The 13,387-nt window shown below is 66.7% G+C and carries 19 protein-coding genes; all 19 read right to left on the bottom strand.

Annotation, left to right across the window (positions count from 1 at the left end; genetic code table 11):
• Nucleotides 1-192 precede the first annotated feature (192 nt).
• Complete coding sequence (locus ACTIF6_RS09985) at nt 193-318, bottom strand: SDR family NAD(P)-dependent oxidoreductase (RefSeq protein WP_439587823.1); 126 nt, start codon at nt 316-318, stop codon at nt 193-195.
• 38 nt (nt 319-356) lie between these two features.
• Nucleotides 357-548 (bottom strand): 2-hydroxymuconate tautomerase, encoded by a 192-nt coding sequence (locus ACTIF6_RS09980; protein WP_279819632.1) that lies wholly within the window; start codon nt 546-548, stop codon nt 357-359.
• 17 nt (nt 549-565) lie between these two features.
• Nucleotides 566-1,543, bottom strand: a complete 978-nt coding sequence (locus tag ACTIF6_RS09975) for a Bug family tripartite tricarboxylate transporter substrate binding protein (RefSeq protein ID WP_439587822.1) — start codon at nt 1,541-1,543, stop codon at nt 566-568.
• 12 nt (nt 1,544-1,555) lie between these two features.
• Nucleotides 1,556-2,593: a 4-hydroxy-2-oxovalerate aldolase gene (dmpG, locus tag ACTIF6_RS09970; RefSeq protein ID WP_439587821.1), complete on the bottom strand. Its 1,038-nt coding sequence runs from the start codon at nt 2,591-2,593 to the stop codon at nt 1,556-1,558.
• 103 nt (nt 2,594-2,696) lie between these two features.
• Complete coding sequence (locus ACTIF6_RS09965; RefSeq protein ID WP_439587820.1) at nt 2,697-3,611, bottom strand: acetaldehyde dehydrogenase (acetylating); 915 nt, start codon at nt 3,609-3,611, stop codon at nt 2,697-2,699.
• A 32-nt stretch (nt 3,612-3,643) separates the two neighbouring features.
• Nucleotides 3,644-4,447, bottom strand: a complete 804-nt coding sequence (locus ACTIF6_RS09960; protein WP_439587819.1) for an SDR family NAD(P)-dependent oxidoreductase — start codon at nt 4,445-4,447, stop codon at nt 3,644-3,646.
• Nucleotides 4,444-5,037: an antibiotic biosynthesis monooxygenase gene (locus ACTIF6_RS09955; protein ID WP_439587818.1), complete on the bottom strand. Its 594-nt coding sequence runs from the start codon at nt 5,035-5,037 to the stop codon at nt 4,444-4,446. The genes ACTIF6_RS09960 and ACTIF6_RS09955 overlap by 4 nt, the downstream gene beginning before the upstream one ends.
• Before the next feature lie 25 nt (nt 5,038-5,062).
• On the bottom strand, nt 5,063-5,851 hold the full coding sequence (gene dmpH, locus ACTIF6_RS09950) for a 2-oxo-3-hexenedioate decarboxylase (protein WP_439587817.1): 789 nt from the start codon (nt 5,849-5,851) through the stop codon (nt 5,063-5,065).
• Nucleotides 5,852-5,870: 19 nt separating this feature from the next.
• A complete protein-coding gene (gene dmpE, locus ACTIF6_RS09945; protein ID WP_439587816.1) occupies nt 5,871-6,656 on the bottom strand; it encodes a 2-oxopent-4-enoate hydratase in 786 nt (261 codons plus the stop codon).
• 23 nt (nt 6,657-6,679) lie between these two features.
• Complete coding sequence (locus ACTIF6_RS09940; protein ID WP_439587815.1) at nt 6,680-7,546, bottom strand: alpha/beta fold hydrolase; 867 nt, start codon at nt 7,544-7,546, stop codon at nt 6,680-6,682.
• Nucleotides 7,543-8,997 (bottom strand): 2-hydroxymuconic semialdehyde dehydrogenase, encoded by a 1,455-nt coding sequence (locus ACTIF6_RS09935; RefSeq protein WP_439587814.1) that lies wholly within the window; start codon nt 8,995-8,997, stop codon nt 7,543-7,545. Before ACTIF6_RS09935 ends, ACTIF6_RS09940 begins: the two co-directional genes overlap by 4 nt.
• Nucleotides 8,998-9,019: 22 nt before the next feature.
• The gene (locus tag ACTIF6_RS09930) at nt 9,020-9,451 is read right to left on the bottom strand and encodes a GlcG/HbpS family heme-binding protein (protein ID WP_439587813.1); all 432 of its coding nucleotides are present in this window, start codon (nt 9,449-9,451) and stop codon (nt 9,020-9,022) included.
• A 144-nt stretch (nt 9,452-9,595) separates the two neighbouring features.
• Nucleotides 9,596-10,540: a catechol 2,3-dioxygenase gene (locus ACTIF6_RS09925; protein WP_008328854.1), complete on the bottom strand. Its 945-nt coding sequence runs from the start codon at nt 10,538-10,540 to the stop codon at nt 9,596-9,598.
• Between the two features lie 21 nt (nt 10,541-10,561).
• The gene (locus ACTIF6_RS09920) at nt 10,562-10,933 is read right to left on the bottom strand and encodes a 2Fe-2S iron-sulfur cluster binding domain-containing protein (RefSeq protein WP_439587812.1); all 372 of its coding nucleotides are present in this window, start codon (nt 10,931-10,933) and stop codon (nt 10,562-10,564) included.
• A gap of 3 nt (nt 10,934-10,936) precedes the next feature.
• The gene (locus ACTIF6_RS09915) at nt 10,937-11,248 is read right to left on the bottom strand and encodes a hypothetical protein (protein WP_439587811.1); all 312 of its coding nucleotides are present in this window, start codon (nt 11,246-11,248) and stop codon (nt 10,937-10,939) included.
• Between the two features lie 11 nt (nt 11,249-11,259).
• Complete coding sequence (locus tag ACTIF6_RS09910; RefSeq protein WP_439587810.1) at nt 11,260-11,613, bottom strand: non-heme iron oxygenase ferredoxin subunit; 354 nt, start codon at nt 11,611-11,613, stop codon at nt 11,260-11,262.
• Nucleotides 11,610-11,951, bottom strand: coding sequence for a hypothetical protein (locus tag ACTIF6_RS09905; RefSeq protein ID WP_439587809.1), 342 nt, complete (start codon nt 11,949-11,951; stop codon nt 11,610-11,612). Before ACTIF6_RS09905 ends, ACTIF6_RS09910 begins: the two co-directional genes overlap by 4 nt.
• Before the next feature lie 212 nt (nt 11,952-12,163).
• Nucleotides 12,164-12,664, bottom strand: coding sequence for an aromatic-ring-hydroxylating dioxygenase subunit beta (locus ACTIF6_RS09900; RefSeq protein WP_439587808.1), 501 nt, complete (start codon nt 12,662-12,664; stop codon nt 12,164-12,166).
• Nucleotides 12,661-13,387: SRPBCC family protein (locus tag ACTIF6_RS09895; RefSeq protein ID WP_439587807.1), on the bottom strand; the 727-nt coding region annotated here is incomplete at its 5' end. The genes ACTIF6_RS09900 and ACTIF6_RS09895, both read right to left, overlap by 4 nt.

The following is a 13,387-nucleotide window of genomic DNA, read 5'->3' as shown; positions in this document are numbered from 1 at the left end:
ACACTAAACTTATGCACAGCCGGGCACTGAAAAACCGGCTTCCGCCCCCTGGTCAAGAATCGGTCGGAACGGGTGGTCAAGATTCAATCGGCGCCGACAGGCCTGCAGGGCCGCCTGCACCACGGCCTGCGCGCCTTCGTGCTGCTCCAGGTCGGCGGCCACCAGCAGGCCCTCGCCGCCTGCAGCGGTGATCTAGTCGCGCACCGCCTCGCAGGGGCCGGCGGCGCGGTCCACCAGCACCACGCGCGCGCCCTCGGCCGCCATGCGCAGCGCGCAGGCCCGGCCGATGCCCTGCGCGGCGCCGGTCACGACGATCACGCCCCCCTGGTAGCGCTGGGCGGCGATTCCGGTCCTGGTCAGCGGCCGAGGTCTTTGGCGCTGACGCCCGCGATGCCCCAGTTCTCCTTGGGCATTTCGTGGATCCAGACGCGGATGGTTTCCTTCTTCGCGCCGATGGCCTCGTGCAGCGCCTGGGTGACCTTCTCGATCACGGCCTTCTTCTGCTCGGGGGTTCGGCCTTCGAGTATGTAGATCTGTGCGAACGGCATGGTGGTGGTCTCCCGGGTCAGTTGGCTTTGATGTCCAGCTTGCGGATCAGGGAGCCCCAGCGGTTGTTCTCGGCCTTGATGAAGGCGCCGAACTCCTGGGGCGTGGTGACGCGCAGGTTGCCGGAGATGTTGTCGAACGCGGCCTGGGCCTCGGCGGTCTTGGCGCCCTTGGCCCAGGCGTCGTGCAGCTTCTGCACGACGGCGGCCGGGGTGGCGGCGGGGGCGACCAGGCCGAACCAGGTCTCCACCGCGAAGCCGGGGTAGCCGGACTCGGCCACCGTCGGTACGTCCGGCAGGGCCTTGGCGCGCGTGGGCGAGGTGACGGCCAGCGCCTTGAGCTTGCCGCTTCGGATGTGCTGCAAGGTGGTGGCCAGCGAGCTTTCCATGCTCATGATCACCGTGCCCGAGAGCAGGTCCGGCACGATCTGGCTCGAGCCCTTGTAGGGGATGTTGGTGAGTTCGATGCCGGCCACCGACTGCAGCAGCTCGGCCGCCAGGTGGTTGCTGGTGCCGATGCCGGACGTGGCGTAGCCGAGCTTGCCCGGGTTGGCCTTGGCGTAGGCCACCAGGCCCTTGAGGTCGGCGAACGGTGCGCTCGGGTGCACGACGATCACGCAGGGCGTGGTGCCCACCAGCGAGATCGGGGCGAAGTCCTTTTCCACCTGGAACGGCAGCTTGTCGTAGAGGTAGGGTGCGATGGCCAGGCTGCTGATGGCCGACAGCCCAATGGTGTAGCCGTCCGGCGCGGCCTTGGCCACCGCGTCGGTGCCGATGTTGCCGCCCGCGCCGGCCTTGTTCTCGACCACGAAGGACTGGCCCAGGGCGTCGCCCATGGCCTTGGCCGCGGTGCGGCCCATGATGTCGGTGGGGCCACCCGGCGGGAAGGGCACGATGAGCTTGACGGGGCGGGCGGGGTAGGCGTCCTGCGACCAGCCTGCCGTGGGTGCCAGGGCCAGGCCGGCCCCCACGGAGGCGATGAAATCTCTGCGTTGCATGGGCTGTGTTCCTCAGGCGGCTTTTTTCTGTTGGCGGGCGTCGCGCTCGCGGGCCATGGTCATGGCGGTGTCTTCGATCATGTCTTCCTGGCCGCCGACCATCTTCTTGCGGCCCAGTTCGACCAGGATGTCGCGCGCCGACAGGCCGTATTTGACGGCGGCGCGCTTGGCGAACAGCAGGAAACTGCCGTACACGCCGGCGTAGCCCAGGGTGAGCGCGTCGCGGTCGATGCGGATCGGGAAGTCCATGATGGGGGTGACCAGGTCTTCGGCCACGTCCTGGATCTTCCAGACGTCCACCCCGGTCTGCACGCCCATGCGGTCGAGCACGGCGACCAGCACTTCCATGGGGGTGTTCCCCGCGCCCGCGCCCAGGCCGGCAGCGGCGGCGTCGATGCGGGCGGCGCCACATTCAATCGCGGCGACCGAGTTGGCGACGCCCATGGCCAGGTTGTGGTGGCCGTGGAAGCCCAGCTCGGTCTCGGGCTTGAGCGCGTCGCGCACCGCCTGCAGGCGGGCCTTCACATCGGCGGGCAGCATGTAGCCGGCCGAGTCGGTGATGTAGATGCAGTTGGCGCCGTAGCCCTCCATCAGCTTGGCCTGTTTCACCAGACCTTCGGGGCTGTTCATGTGGGCCATCATCAGGAAGCCCACGGTGTCCATGTCGAGCTGGCGCGCGTAGGTGATGTGCTGCTCGCTCACGTCGGCTTCGGTGCAGTGCGTGGCCACGCGGATGGTGTGCACACCCAGGCCGTGCGCCATCTTCAAGTGGTCCACGGTGCCGATGCCGGGCAGCAGCAGGGCCGAGACCTTGGCCTGCTTCATCAGCGGGATCACGGTGCCCAGGTACTCCTCGTCGGAGTGGGCCGGGAAGCCGTAGTTGACGCTGGAGCCGCCCAGGCCGTCGCCGTGGGTGACCTCAATCAGCGGCACGCCGGCGGCGTCGAGGCCGCCGGCGATGCTCTTCATCTGGTCGAGCGTCATCAGGTGGCGCTTGGGGTGCATCCCGTCGCGCAGGGTCATGTCGTGCAGGGTGATCTTGGTGCTCATGTGAGTCTCTTTCAGATGTCTTTTCGAGGGCTGCCGCAGAACCGGCTTTGCCGGGCTGCAGGCTGCGCCCCCTGGAAGGGGGTGACGCGAAGCGGCGCGGGGGTCAGGCCATGCTTGGTTCGAGCACGAGCTCGCCCTTCAGAATTTCTTCGGCAAACATCTCGGCGGTGCGCGCGGCGGCGGCGGTCATGATGTCCAGGTTGCCGGCGTACTTGGGCAGGTAGTCGCCCAGGCCCTCGACCTCCATGAAAACCGAGACGCGGTTGCCGTCGAAGACGGGGCCGTTGACCAGCTTGTAGCCCGGCACGTACTTCTGCACTTCCCGGATCATGTCGTGCACCGACTTCGTGATCGCGGCCTCGTCGGGCGTGCCTTCGACCAGGCAGTGCACCGTGTCGCGCATGATCAGCGGCGGCTCGGCCGGGTTGATCACGATGATGGCCTTGCCCTTCTTCGCGCCGCCCACCTTCTCGACCGCGCCGGCCGTGGTGCGGGTGAACTCGTCGATGTTCTTGCGCGTGCCGGGTCCGACCGATTTGCTGGACACGGTGGCGACGATCTCGCCGTAGCTCACCGGCTGCACGCGGCTGACCGCGTAGACCATGGGGATGGTGGCCTGGCCGCCGCAGGTGACCATGTTCACATTCATCTCGCGCTGACCGACGTGCTGCTTGAGGTTGACCGGCGGCACGCAGTAGGGGCCGATGGCCGCGGGCGTGAGGTCGATCATCATCGCGCCCTGTTCGTTGACCTTGCGCGAGTTCTCGGCGTGCACGTAGGCGCTGGTGGCGTCGAACACGATCTGCACGCCGTCGGCCTTCATGTGCGGAATCAGGCCGTCCACACCCTCGGCGGTGGTCTTGATGCCCATCTCCTTGGCGCGCTTGAGGCCGTCGGAGTTGGGATCGATGCCCACCATCCACACGGGTTCGAGCACGGGGCTGCGCTGCAGCTTGGCCAGCAGGTCGGTGCCGATGTTGCCGGGCCCGATGAGGGCGCACTTGATTTTTTTGCTCATGGGTTGACTCCTGGGGGAAGAAGAAAAAAGGTTCAGGTGAGCGTGCGCACCACGCCACCGTCCACCCGCAGCGCGGCGCCGGTGGTGGCGCTGGCTTGCGGGCTGCAGACGTAGGCCACCATCGCGGCGACTTCGTCGGGGCGGATGAAGCGGCGCAGCAGCGAGGTGGGGCGCGCGTCGCGGAAGAAGCGGGCCGCGGCTTCGTCGAAGCTCAGGCCATGCTGTGTGGCGAGCGTGTCGAAAAAAGCGCGTGCGCCTTCGGTCAGCGTGGGGCCGGGCAGCACGCTGTTGACCGTGACGGCGGTGCCGGCGCAGCACTCGGCCAGGCCTCGCGCCACCGACAGCTGGGCCGACTTGCTCATGCCGTAGTGCACCATTTCGGCCGGCGGACAGATGCCCGACTCGCTGGAGATGAAGACGATGCGGCCGCGGTTGCGCGCCAGCATGCCGGGCAGCGCGGCGCGGGCGAGGCGCACGCCGCTCATCACGTTGACCTCGAACAGGTGCTGCCAGTCGGCGTCGGCGATCTGCTCAAAGGGCTTGGGCTCGAAGATGCCGAGGTTGTTGACCAGGATGTCCACCTGGGCCAGCCTGGTCGCCACCTGCTCGCAGCCGGCGGCGATGCCCAGGTCGGCGGCGATGCCGGACACCTCGGCCTGCGGGCGCTGTTCGCGCAGGGTGTGCAGCGCGCGCAGCACCGATGCTTCGCTGCGGCCGTTGATGATCACGTGGGCACCGTCGGCCAGCAGGGCCTGGGCGATGGCCAGACCGATACCGGCGGTCGAGCCCGAGACGAAGGCGGTCTGTCCCGCCAGGGGGCGTGGTGCCTGACTCATGGGCGCTCTCCTGCGGGCGGTTGGGCGTGCAGCCAGCCGGCCAGCCAGCGGGTCAGGCGCGGCGCCACCACCCAGGTCATGAGGACCACCACCAGCATGGTGATGACCATGGTGCGCGGCACCAGCGGCCAGTCGGCCAGCAGCGGCGCCACGGTGAGGAACAGCAGCAGCACGGTCGGGAAGATGCCCAGCCAGGTCACGACCGCCACCTTCCAGCGCGGCGGCGGCGCCTTGGTGGTGCTGCCGGTCGGCGCGAACCAGTAGTCCAGCCCGCTGACCCGGCGCATTTCCTGCGCGCCGATGGTGTGCGGGGCGATTTGCGCGAGCCAGTGCGAGCGCTCGGGCGAGTCCTGCCAGGCGGCCAGGTGCGCGTCGTTGTCGAAGGCGAAGACCACGTGGTAGAGCAGGGGCTCGTCGCCGCTGCCGGCCTCGCCGGGGCGCACCAGCTGGCCGCCCAGGTGGCCGGGAAGGTGCGTTGCCGCCTCGATCATGCCGGCCATGGCCGTCTCGAAGCCGGCCACGCCTTGGGGTGCGACCCGGCGCGTGACCAGCACGGTCACGGCGCGCGACGGGGTGGCGGGTGCGTTCATGGGCGCAGGCTTCGCAGGGCGGCGCTCAGACGAAGCGCATGCCCACCGTGCCCAGGTCCTGGAAGCGCACGTTCACGCTGTCACCGGCCTGCACCGCGATGGCTTCGGTCACGCCACCGGTCATGATGAAGCTGCCCGCCGGGATCTCATGGCCGCGCGCGCCCGGGTGGTTGGCCAGGGCGGCGATGGCGGCGGCGGGGTGGCCCATCACGGCCGCACCCGCGGCCATGGCCACGATCTGGCCGTTCTTCTCCAGCACCACGCCCAGCGTGCGCAGGTCCAGCGCTTCCACCCGGCGGGCACGGCCGCCGATCACGAAGCGCGAGGCCGAGGTGTTGTCGGCGATCACGCTCTTGAGGTCGAACTTGAAGTCGCGGTAGCGGCTGTCGATGATCTCCACGCCGGGGATCACGAAGTCGATCGCGGCCATCACGGCGCCGACATGACAACCCGGGCCCTTGAGCGGCGCCTTGGTGACGACGCAGATCTCGGCCTCGACCTTGGGATGGATGAGTTCGGAGGTCTTGATGTCGCTGCCTTCGGCGCAGGCCATGTAGTCGCTGACGAAGCCGAAGACCGGCGTGTCCACGCCCATCTGCTTCATCTTGGCGTAGGAGGTCAGGCCGCACTTGAGGCCCACGGTCTTGTTGCCGCGGCCTTCCTTGCGCGCGCGGATGATGTCCTGGATCGCGTAGGCGTCGTCCCAGTCCATGTCCGGGTGGTCGTCGGTGATCTTGGTGACGTCGTGCGCCTTCAGCTCGGCGTTTTCCAGATGCTCGGCCAGCTGGGCGAGGGTGTTCTTGTCGAGTTTCATGTGGTTGTTTCCTTCCCGCTCAGGCGACGAAACGCACCGACGTGCCGCCCAGGCCGCCGACGCTGCAATACAGGCTGTCGCCCGCGACCACCGGCACCAGCGGCGACTGCGAGCCCGAGAGGATGATGTCGCCAGCCTTCAGGCCGATGCCCAGGCGGCCGAGCGTGTTGGCCAGCCAGGCCACCGCGTTGACCGGCGAGCCCTGCACCGATGCGCCGCAGGACGTGCTGATGATTTCGCCGTTCTTTTCCAGCACCATGCCGGCCAGCGCGAGGTCGAGGTCGCGCGGGCTCTTGCGCAGGCCGCCGAGCGTGAGCACCCCGCAGGAGGCGTTGTCGGCCACGGTGTCCTGGATCTTGATCTTCCAGTCCTTGATGCGCGAGTCGACGATCTCGAAGCACGGCATCACGCAGTCGGTGGCACGCAGCACGTCGGCCGCGGTGACGCCGGGGCCTTCGAGGTCGCGCGCGAGGATGAAGGCGACCTCGGCCTCGGCCTTGGGCGCGATCATGTTGCTCACCGGGATCGGCTGGCCTTCGTTGTAGACCATGCCCGAGAGCAGGTGGCCGAAGTCGGGCTGGTTGACCTTGAGCATGTCCATCACGACCTTGCTGGTCACGCCGATCTTCTTGCCGACCACATGTTCACCGGCGTCCAGGCGGCGCTGGATCATGCGCAGCTGGATCTGGTAGGCGTCCTCGATGGTGATGTCCGCTTCGCGGTCGGTCAGTGGAGCGACGGGTTGGCGGTCGAGCAGCGACTGGTAGAGCTCGTCGCCGTAGTGCTGGATCTTGGAGTTGTCCATGGTGTTCTGTGTGGGAAAAGAGGTCAGGCGGGCGCGGCGCCCTGCGCGTCGGCTTCGGCGAGGAAGTTCGACACCAGCTGGACGAAGCGCGCGGCGTGTTCGATCTGCGTCCAGTGGCCGCAGTGGCCGAACACGTGCAGCTGGCTGTTGGGAATCCACTGGCTCAGCGTGAGCGAGGTCTGCAGCGGAATCACCTGGTCCTCGCGGCCGTGCACGATGAGCGTCTCGTGCGGCAGCGCGCGGATCGCCGATTCGGGGCTGGCCATGGCGTCGACCCAGCGCTGGCGCGGGGCCGGGAACATGGCCGAGAAGGATTCCTGGAAGCCGGGGCGGATGCTGGCCTGGTAGCGCAGCTCGGCCAGCTCGTCGGTGACCAGGGAGCGATCGTGGGCGAACACGTCCATGATCCGCTTCATGTTGTCCAGCGACGCCTCGTAGCCCCAGACCGCGTCCAGGCCCGGCGTGATCGGGAAGGGCACACCCACGGACCCCATGAGCACCAGGCGGCGCACGCGCTGCGGGGCGCGAACGGCCAGTGCCAGCGAAAGCGCGCCGCCGAAGCTGTTGCCGACCACGTCGGCCTGCTCGACTCCCATCGCGTCCAGCAGGTCCAGCGCCTGCTGCACCCAGGTGTCCATGTTGTAGGTGATGCCGGCCGGGCGGTCGGAGTAGCCGAAGCCGACCATGTCGGGCGCGATCACGCGGCGGTCCTTGGCGATGACCGGCATCGCCAGGCGCCAGTTGGCCCAGGCGCTGACCCCGGGGCCGGAGCCGTGGATGAACAGCACCGGCGGCTGGCCCGGCTTGGCGCTGCCCAGGTCGTGCACGTTGGTGTTGAACGCGCGCGTGCGGACACTGCGGGCGATTTCGGGGTTGTGCGGTGCGTTCACAGTTTCACCATGACGTTGCGGAGCTCGGTGTAGAACTCCAGGGAGTGGACGCCGCCCTCGCGGCCGATGCCGCTGGCCTTGCTGCCGCCGAAGGCGGTGCGCAGGTCGCGCAGGAACCAGCTGTTGATCCAGCACAGGCCGACCTCGATGGCCGCGGCCATGCGGTGGGCCTTGCCCAGGTCCTGCGTCCACACGGTGGTGGCCAGGCCGTAGTCGGTGGCGTTGGCCAGCGCAATCGCTTCCTCTTCGGTGTCGAAGGGCGCGATGTGGCAGCAGGGGCCGAAGATCTCCTCGCGAATCACGCTGGCGCTTTCGGGCAGGCCGGTCCAGATGGTGGGCTGCACGAAGTGGCCGTTGGCGTACTCGCCCGTCATGGCCGGTTCGCCGCCGCCGGTGACGACGGTCGCGCCCTCGGCCTTGGCCTTGGCGTAGTAGCCCATGACCTTCTGCTTGTGCTCCGCCGAGATCAGCGGGCCGATGCCCACGCCCGGCATGTCGGGGCCGCCGATCTTCAGGCCTTCCGCTTTGGCTTTCAGGGCCGCGACGAACTTGTCGAAGATCGGGCGCTGCACGTACACGCGCTCGGTGCCCAGGCAGACCTGGCCGCAGTTCTCGAAGGCGCTGCGCGTGATGCCGGCAATGGCCTTGTCGAAGTCGGCGTCGGCGAACACGATGCCGGCGTTCTTGCCGCCGAGTTCGAACGAGACCGGGCGCACGCCCTTGGCGGCGGCGGCCATGATGGCCTCGCCGGTGCGGGTCTCGCCGGTGAAGGTGATGCCGTTGACGCCGGGGTGCTTGGTGATGAACTCGCCCGCCGAGCCGGGGCCGAAGCCGTGCAGCACCTGGTACACACCCTTGGGAATCCCGACCGCGTTCATCACCTCGCCCAGCAGGGTGGCGGTGGCGGGGGTTTCTTCGGAGGGCTTGACGATCACGGTGTTGCCACAGGCCAGCGCCGGGCCGACCTTCCAGGTCATCAGCAGCAGCGGCAGGTTCCAGGGGCAGATGACGCCGACCACGCCCAAGGGCGTGCGCAGGCCGTAGCTGATGGCCGTACCGCCGTCGGGCGTGGTCATCTGGAAGCTCTCGGTCGGCACGTTCTTGACGATGTCCGCGAAGATCTTGAAGTTGGCCGCGCCGCGCGGGATGTCGATGTGCGAGGCCAGCGAGCGCGGCTTGCCGGTGTCGGCCAGTTCGGCGGCCAGGAAGTCGTCGAAGCGGCGGTTGATCTCGTCGGCCACCGCGTGCAGGAGCTCGGCGCGCTTGACCACGCTCATCCGGCCCCACTCGCCCTTGAGCGCGGCACGGCCCGCGGCCACGGCGTCGTCGACCTCGGCCTGACCGGCCTCGTGCACCTGGCCGATCACCGCGTTGGTGGCGGGCGCGCGCTTCTCGAAGGTCTTGGCGGTGGCGACAAATTCGCCGTTGATGAAGTTCAGAAACTGTTTCATGGTGCGTGAGTGAGATGAAAAATCAGTCGAGGCCCAGGGCTTTCAGGCCGGCGCGGGCGCAGGCCTCGTCTTGCTCGGCCGAGCCGCCGGAGACACCGATGCCGCCGATGCGCTGGCCGTCGGTCACGACCGGCAGGCCGCCGCCGAACAGCACCAGGCGCTGGCGCTGGTTCAGGCCGATGCGCAGCAACTCGTCGTCGCCGATCACGCCACCCCATTGCGAGGTGGGAAAGCCAAAGCTCGCGGCCGTGTAGGCCTTGTCGATCGCGATGTCGATCGAATGCAGAAACGCATGGGGCATGCGCAGAAAAGCGGCCAGCGTGCCCGAGGCATCGGTGACGGCCACGTTGATGCGAATGCCCGATGCCTCCGCATGCGCCACCGCCGCCTGGCAGGCCAGCGAAGCCGCAGATGCGGAGATGACGGAAGAGGGAACAGAGAGAGCGGATGTCATAAGAAGAAGCGGCGAGAGAAAGGTGACTCCAGTTCGAGGGGCACCGAGGAACCGGCTCCGCCGGGCCTCAGGTGCCGTCCCTCCTCCAAGTGCCGAAGGCGCGCCAGAGAGGGGGGAAGCCGCGTCAGTGGCGCAGGGGGGTGATCACGTGTACACCTCGGTGAAAGACGGCACCAGATAGCCCGTGTGATAGAAGATCCCGCTGCCCAGTTGGTCTTCGGTCCAGGTCGTCACCGGCCGGTCGCGCTGGGCCAGATAGCCCAGGCCGGCGAAGGTCTCGTTGCGATTGCCGCTCGGGTCGAAGAAGTAGATCGTCTCGCCGCGCGTGATGCCGTGGCGGGTGGGGGCCACGTCGATGCGCGTCTTGGTCTTGGCCATCACGTCGGCGGACTTGAGCACGTCGTGCCACGAGTCCAGGAAGAAGGCAATGTGGTGCAGGCCGCTGCGCGGCCCACCGACGAAGGCGATGTCGTGCGGCGTGGTGGTGCGGGCCATCCAGGTCGCCGCCTGCATGTTGCCTTCGGGGCCGACCAGCACCTGCTCGGTCAGGAAGAAGTCCAGCGCCTCGGTCATGAAGCGGGTGTTGTCGGCCACGGTGTTGATGCCGGCCTCGGGATTCATCTCGCACATCAGCAGGCAGTGGTCCAGCCAGTGGGCGCCCGCGCCCTTGAGGCCGTCGGGCCAGGGGTCGGGATTGATGTTGCCCACGTCGGTGCCGACAAACTCCTTGCTGGCATACAGGCGCATTTCGTGCCCGCTGGGCAGTTTGAACTGCAGCATGCGGCCGGTCGAGGGCAAGGTGCCTTCGTCGAGCATGGTGGTCTTCACACCCCAGGCCTCGATCTTCTGCTGCAGCGCTTCAAGGTCGGCTTCCTTTTCGACCTTGTAGGCCAGGTGGTTCATGCCGGCCTGGTCCGACGGGGTCAGGATGACCGAGTACTTGTCCCATTCGTCCCAGCACTTGAGGTAGACGTTGCCCGCCTTGTCCTTCATGGTGGTCTTCATGCCCAGCACGTTCTCGTAGTGCCGGACGGCGGCGTCCATGTCCATCACTTTCAGGCTCGCGTGCCCGATGCGCATCACACCCATGTTGTGTCTCCTGGTGGTTGATTACTGCTGCTGAATCGAAGGGCTGGCAGTCGCAGACTCTGCGCGCCCCTTGGAAAACGGTTTGCTCAACTTGCCGGCCACTTCGAGGTTCACCGGCGTCTGGGGCGCCACGCGGCATGCCAGCGTGTAGCCCTGGTTCTCTTCGTCGAGCGTCACGTGTGCACGGCTGATCGGCCCCAGGGCCTTGATCTGTCCCTCGACGATGCGGACCTTGCAGACCCCGCAGCCGCCGTTGACGCAACCCACCGGGATGCCCTTGCGGCCCAGGCGGACCATGCCGGTGAGCAGGCTTTCATTGCCGGCGCAGGGAAAGGTCTCGTCCGTCGGGGCCACGTGCACTGCGAACTTGGGGCGGGAATCAAACAGGGACATGTTTTAAGGCACCCGATTGACACTGCGCGTGGCGACCGACGATACGTTGACGATCACGCCCTTCTTTTTCTTGAGCATGGCAGGCAGCCTTGTCGCGGTTCGCAACGATGGGCGCGCGGCCGATCCAGCCGGTGAGGTAGTCCTTGGGCTTGGGCAGCTGACTCTCATGTGCAACATAGACCCAGACCTTTTCGAGATCTGGCGTTGCTCGAGTTCGAACAGATCGGGGTCGACGAAGATGCGCCGATCGACGGCGCGCTGCCCGTCTTCGTGGTGAACGTCGTCGTCGAGCAGAGTTTGGGGTGCAGCGTCCATGTGAGGCTCCTTCAGGAAGTGGATTCGTCGGCACGCGTGCCCGCGTCCAGTGCGGCGTAGACCTCGTCGCCTTCGACCTTGACCGGGTAGATCATCAGTGCCTTGACGCACGGAAACGCGGTGGCGGCGCCGGTGCGGATGTCGAACCGGCCGCTGTGGAACGGGCACTCGATCTCGCAGCCAACGATGTCGCCCTCGGACATCGACGCCGCACCATGGGTGCAAGTGTCGTCGATGACGAAATAGCCTTCGTCTAGGCGCACCAGCGCCACCGGCTCGCGGCCTTCGACAGGCACCTGAAGGGCGTAGCCGGCCTCGACATCGTCGATGCGGGCGATGAATGTCATCGTCTTGGAGTCGCTCATGCAGCGGTCCTCTCGTTGGGCAAGGGCTGCTGACATGTCAGTGCAGGGTCGGGAAGGCGCGCCCGGCAGCCAGCGAGCTGGCGGTCACGATGGCGTTCAGGATCATCGAATGGTCGGCAATACCGCGGCCGACGATGTCGAAAGCGAAGACGTGATAGTCGGGCCGGCCGATAAGCCAGCACTTTCTTCGCATAGGCCTCCAGGTGGCCGCCGATGCCGTGCATCAGGAGCAGCGCTTCGGGCTTGCCCACGCCAGTCTCGACGATGCGGATGTTGCCGAAGCTTGGGGTGTCGACGTGGCGCACGGTGGCGCCCAGCAGATCCAGCCACAGACTCATGCGGCAGTCTCCGTTGCTTCGACGCCGAGCCCGAGATAGGCCTCGCGCACCATGGGGTCGTTCATCAGATCGGGGATGGGCAGCACAACGTAAGCACTTTCCCACGAGCAGCCTTCGACTTGACCGCTCGCTGCACAGCATGGCGACGCTCTGCAAACCTTCCTCCCGCCAGAGGAGAAACCAGCACTGCCCGTGACAGCCGGCGCAGCGGGTCAGAGCGCATAGAAATCCATCGCCGCGGGAACCAGGTCGTTCTGCAAATGAATCTTCTTGCGCGCAATCAACCACTGCCCGTCCTTATGTTTCATCTGTAGTTCGTACCAGCCAAAATGAACGTGCTGCTTGGCGGTCCGGGCATCGTAGACGCGCACCATCCAGCTCGACTGGGCCTCGATCGTCTCTGCCCCGGCCGGGCTCGCCATGACATTGCTCACAAAATGCGTCGTGCGCGGCAGTGGCATGGCGGTAACCGATTTTCGCGATTGAATTCGACTGATTCTCTCCTCAAGGCCGATGCGCGAATCGTGATAGATGAGAGAGATCTCGGTATCCGGATCGTCGATCTCGTCGTACTCGTTGCGCCAGGCCGGAACCCAATACACCGCATCGGGCGCATACAAACCAACCCACTCCTTCCATCTGCGCCGGTCCAGATACATCCCCTCCCGGAACAAGATCTCCGTGGCGACTGCCGTGGCCTCGTGATTCATCATGGCGACCTCCTCAAACCCGTCGCGACGGCGTCGTCAACGACGGGTCGCTCAACCGCCGTCGCTTGGCCGGCAGCGCGCGGGCTGTGGACGATGACGGAACTCCTGGAGTCCTCGGCGAGCAGCAGGCGTTGCCATTCCCGATAACCTGCATGAAAACAGGTTTCATTGCCAAACGTCATCGATCCAAACGCCGATTCACAGTCGTCGATATTCAGCTCCGCGGCGTGCTCCATGCCATTGGTCTGCAACTCGCCCAAACCGCGCAGATAGCCCTGCGTCGGGCCCGCCGCGATGGCCCTGAACCCGCTCTGGCAAAACTCGTACATGACATTGTCATCGGAAGTCGCGAGCCCACTGGGGTTGAAGAAGTCCTCGTACGCGCGGATGCGCGACCGTCGCTCGCCGCGAGCCTCGCCGACCGGAGCGAGGCAATGCGAGCTCATTCGCGTCTTGTCAGCCGCAAGCGGCTGCCAAGTGCGCAGCTGAAGTGACAGCTTCATCGACTGGATATCGATGATCTGCAGATTGGGAAAGATCGTGAGGTTGCGCTGGCGCATGCGCCACTTTCTCCTGACGCCCTCGTCCCCCTCAGCGGCAGGCGACGGCGCATCACCGACATCGCCCGCAGCATGCTGAGCCTGACCCGGCAATGGCTTGTTCATAGTGCCCCACTTCGTTAAGTGCTTGAAAACATTGAGATCTGGTTCTCGGAAAAAACCTGAC

The organism is Hydrogenophaga sp. (assembly GCF_051860785.1).
Lineage (GTDB): Bacteria > Pseudomonadota > Gammaproteobacteria > Burkholderiales > Burkholderiaceae_C > Hydrogenophaga.
Note: the sequence above shows the minus strand (reverse complement) of the source record. Positions and strands in the feature narration are given on the sequence as shown.

Bases quoted from the DNA above. Each gene is read 5' to 3' on its own strand.
- dmpG (WP_439587821.1), bottom strand. From the start codon at position 2,593: ATGAGCACCAAGATCACCCTGCACGACATGACCCTGCGCGACGGGATG.
- ACTIF6_RS09915 (WP_439587811.1), bottom strand. From the start codon at position 11,248: ATGGACGCTGCACCCCAAACTCTGCTCGACGACGACGTTCACCACGAA.
- ACTIF6_RS09910 (WP_439587810.1), bottom strand. From the start codon at position 11,613: ATGAGCGACTCCAAGACGATGACATTCATCGCCCGCATCGACGATGTC.
- ACTIF6_RS09955 (WP_439587818.1), bottom strand. From the start codon at position 5,037: ATGAACGCACCCGCCACCCCGTCGCGCGCCGTGACCGTGCTGGTCACG.
- ACTIF6_RS09900 (WP_439587808.1), bottom strand. From the start codon at position 12,664: ATGATGAATCACGAGGCCACGGCAGTCGCCACGGAGATCTTGTTCCGG.
- ACTIF6_RS09905 (WP_439587809.1), bottom strand. From the start codon at position 11,951: ATGAGTCTGTGGCTGGATCTGCTGGGCGCCACCGTGCGCCACGTCGAC.
- ACTIF6_RS09930 (WP_439587813.1), bottom strand. From the start codon at position 9,451: ATGACATCCGCTCTCTCTGTTCCCTCTTCCGTCATCTCCGCATCTGCG.
- ACTIF6_RS09935 (WP_439587814.1), bottom strand. From the start codon at position 8,997: ATGAAACAGTTTCTGAACTTCATCAACGGCGAATTTGTCGCCACCGCC.
- ACTIF6_RS09920 (WP_439587812.1), bottom strand. From the start codon at position 10,933: ATGTCCCTGTTTGATTCCCGCCCCAAGTTCGCAGTGCACGTGGCCCCG.
- dmpH (WP_439587817.1), bottom strand. From the start codon at position 5,851: ATGAAACTCGACAAGAACACCCTCGCCCAGCTGGCCGAGCATCTGGAA.
- ACTIF6_RS09975 (WP_439587822.1), bottom strand. From the start codon at position 1,543: ATGCAACGCAGAGATTTCATCGCCTCCGTGGGGGCCGGCCTGGCCCTG.
- ACTIF6_RS09960 (WP_439587819.1), bottom strand. From the start codon at position 4,447: ATGAGTCAGGCACCACGCCCCCTGGCGGGACAGACCGCCTTCGTCTCG.
- ACTIF6_RS09980 (WP_279819632.1), bottom strand. From the start codon at position 548: ATGCCGTTCGCACAGATCTACATACTCGAAGGCCGAACCCCCGAGCAG.
- ACTIF6_RS09965 (WP_439587820.1), bottom strand. From the start codon at position 3,611: ATGAGCAAAAAAATCAAGTGCGCCCTCATCGGGCCCGGCAACATCGGC.
- ACTIF6_RS09925 (WP_008328854.1), bottom strand. From the start codon at position 10,540: ATGGGTGTGATGCGCATCGGGCACGCGAGCCTGAAAGTGATGGACATG.
- dmpE (WP_439587816.1), bottom strand. From the start codon at position 6,656: ATGGACAACTCCAAGATCCAGCACTACGGCGACGAGCTCTACCAGTCG.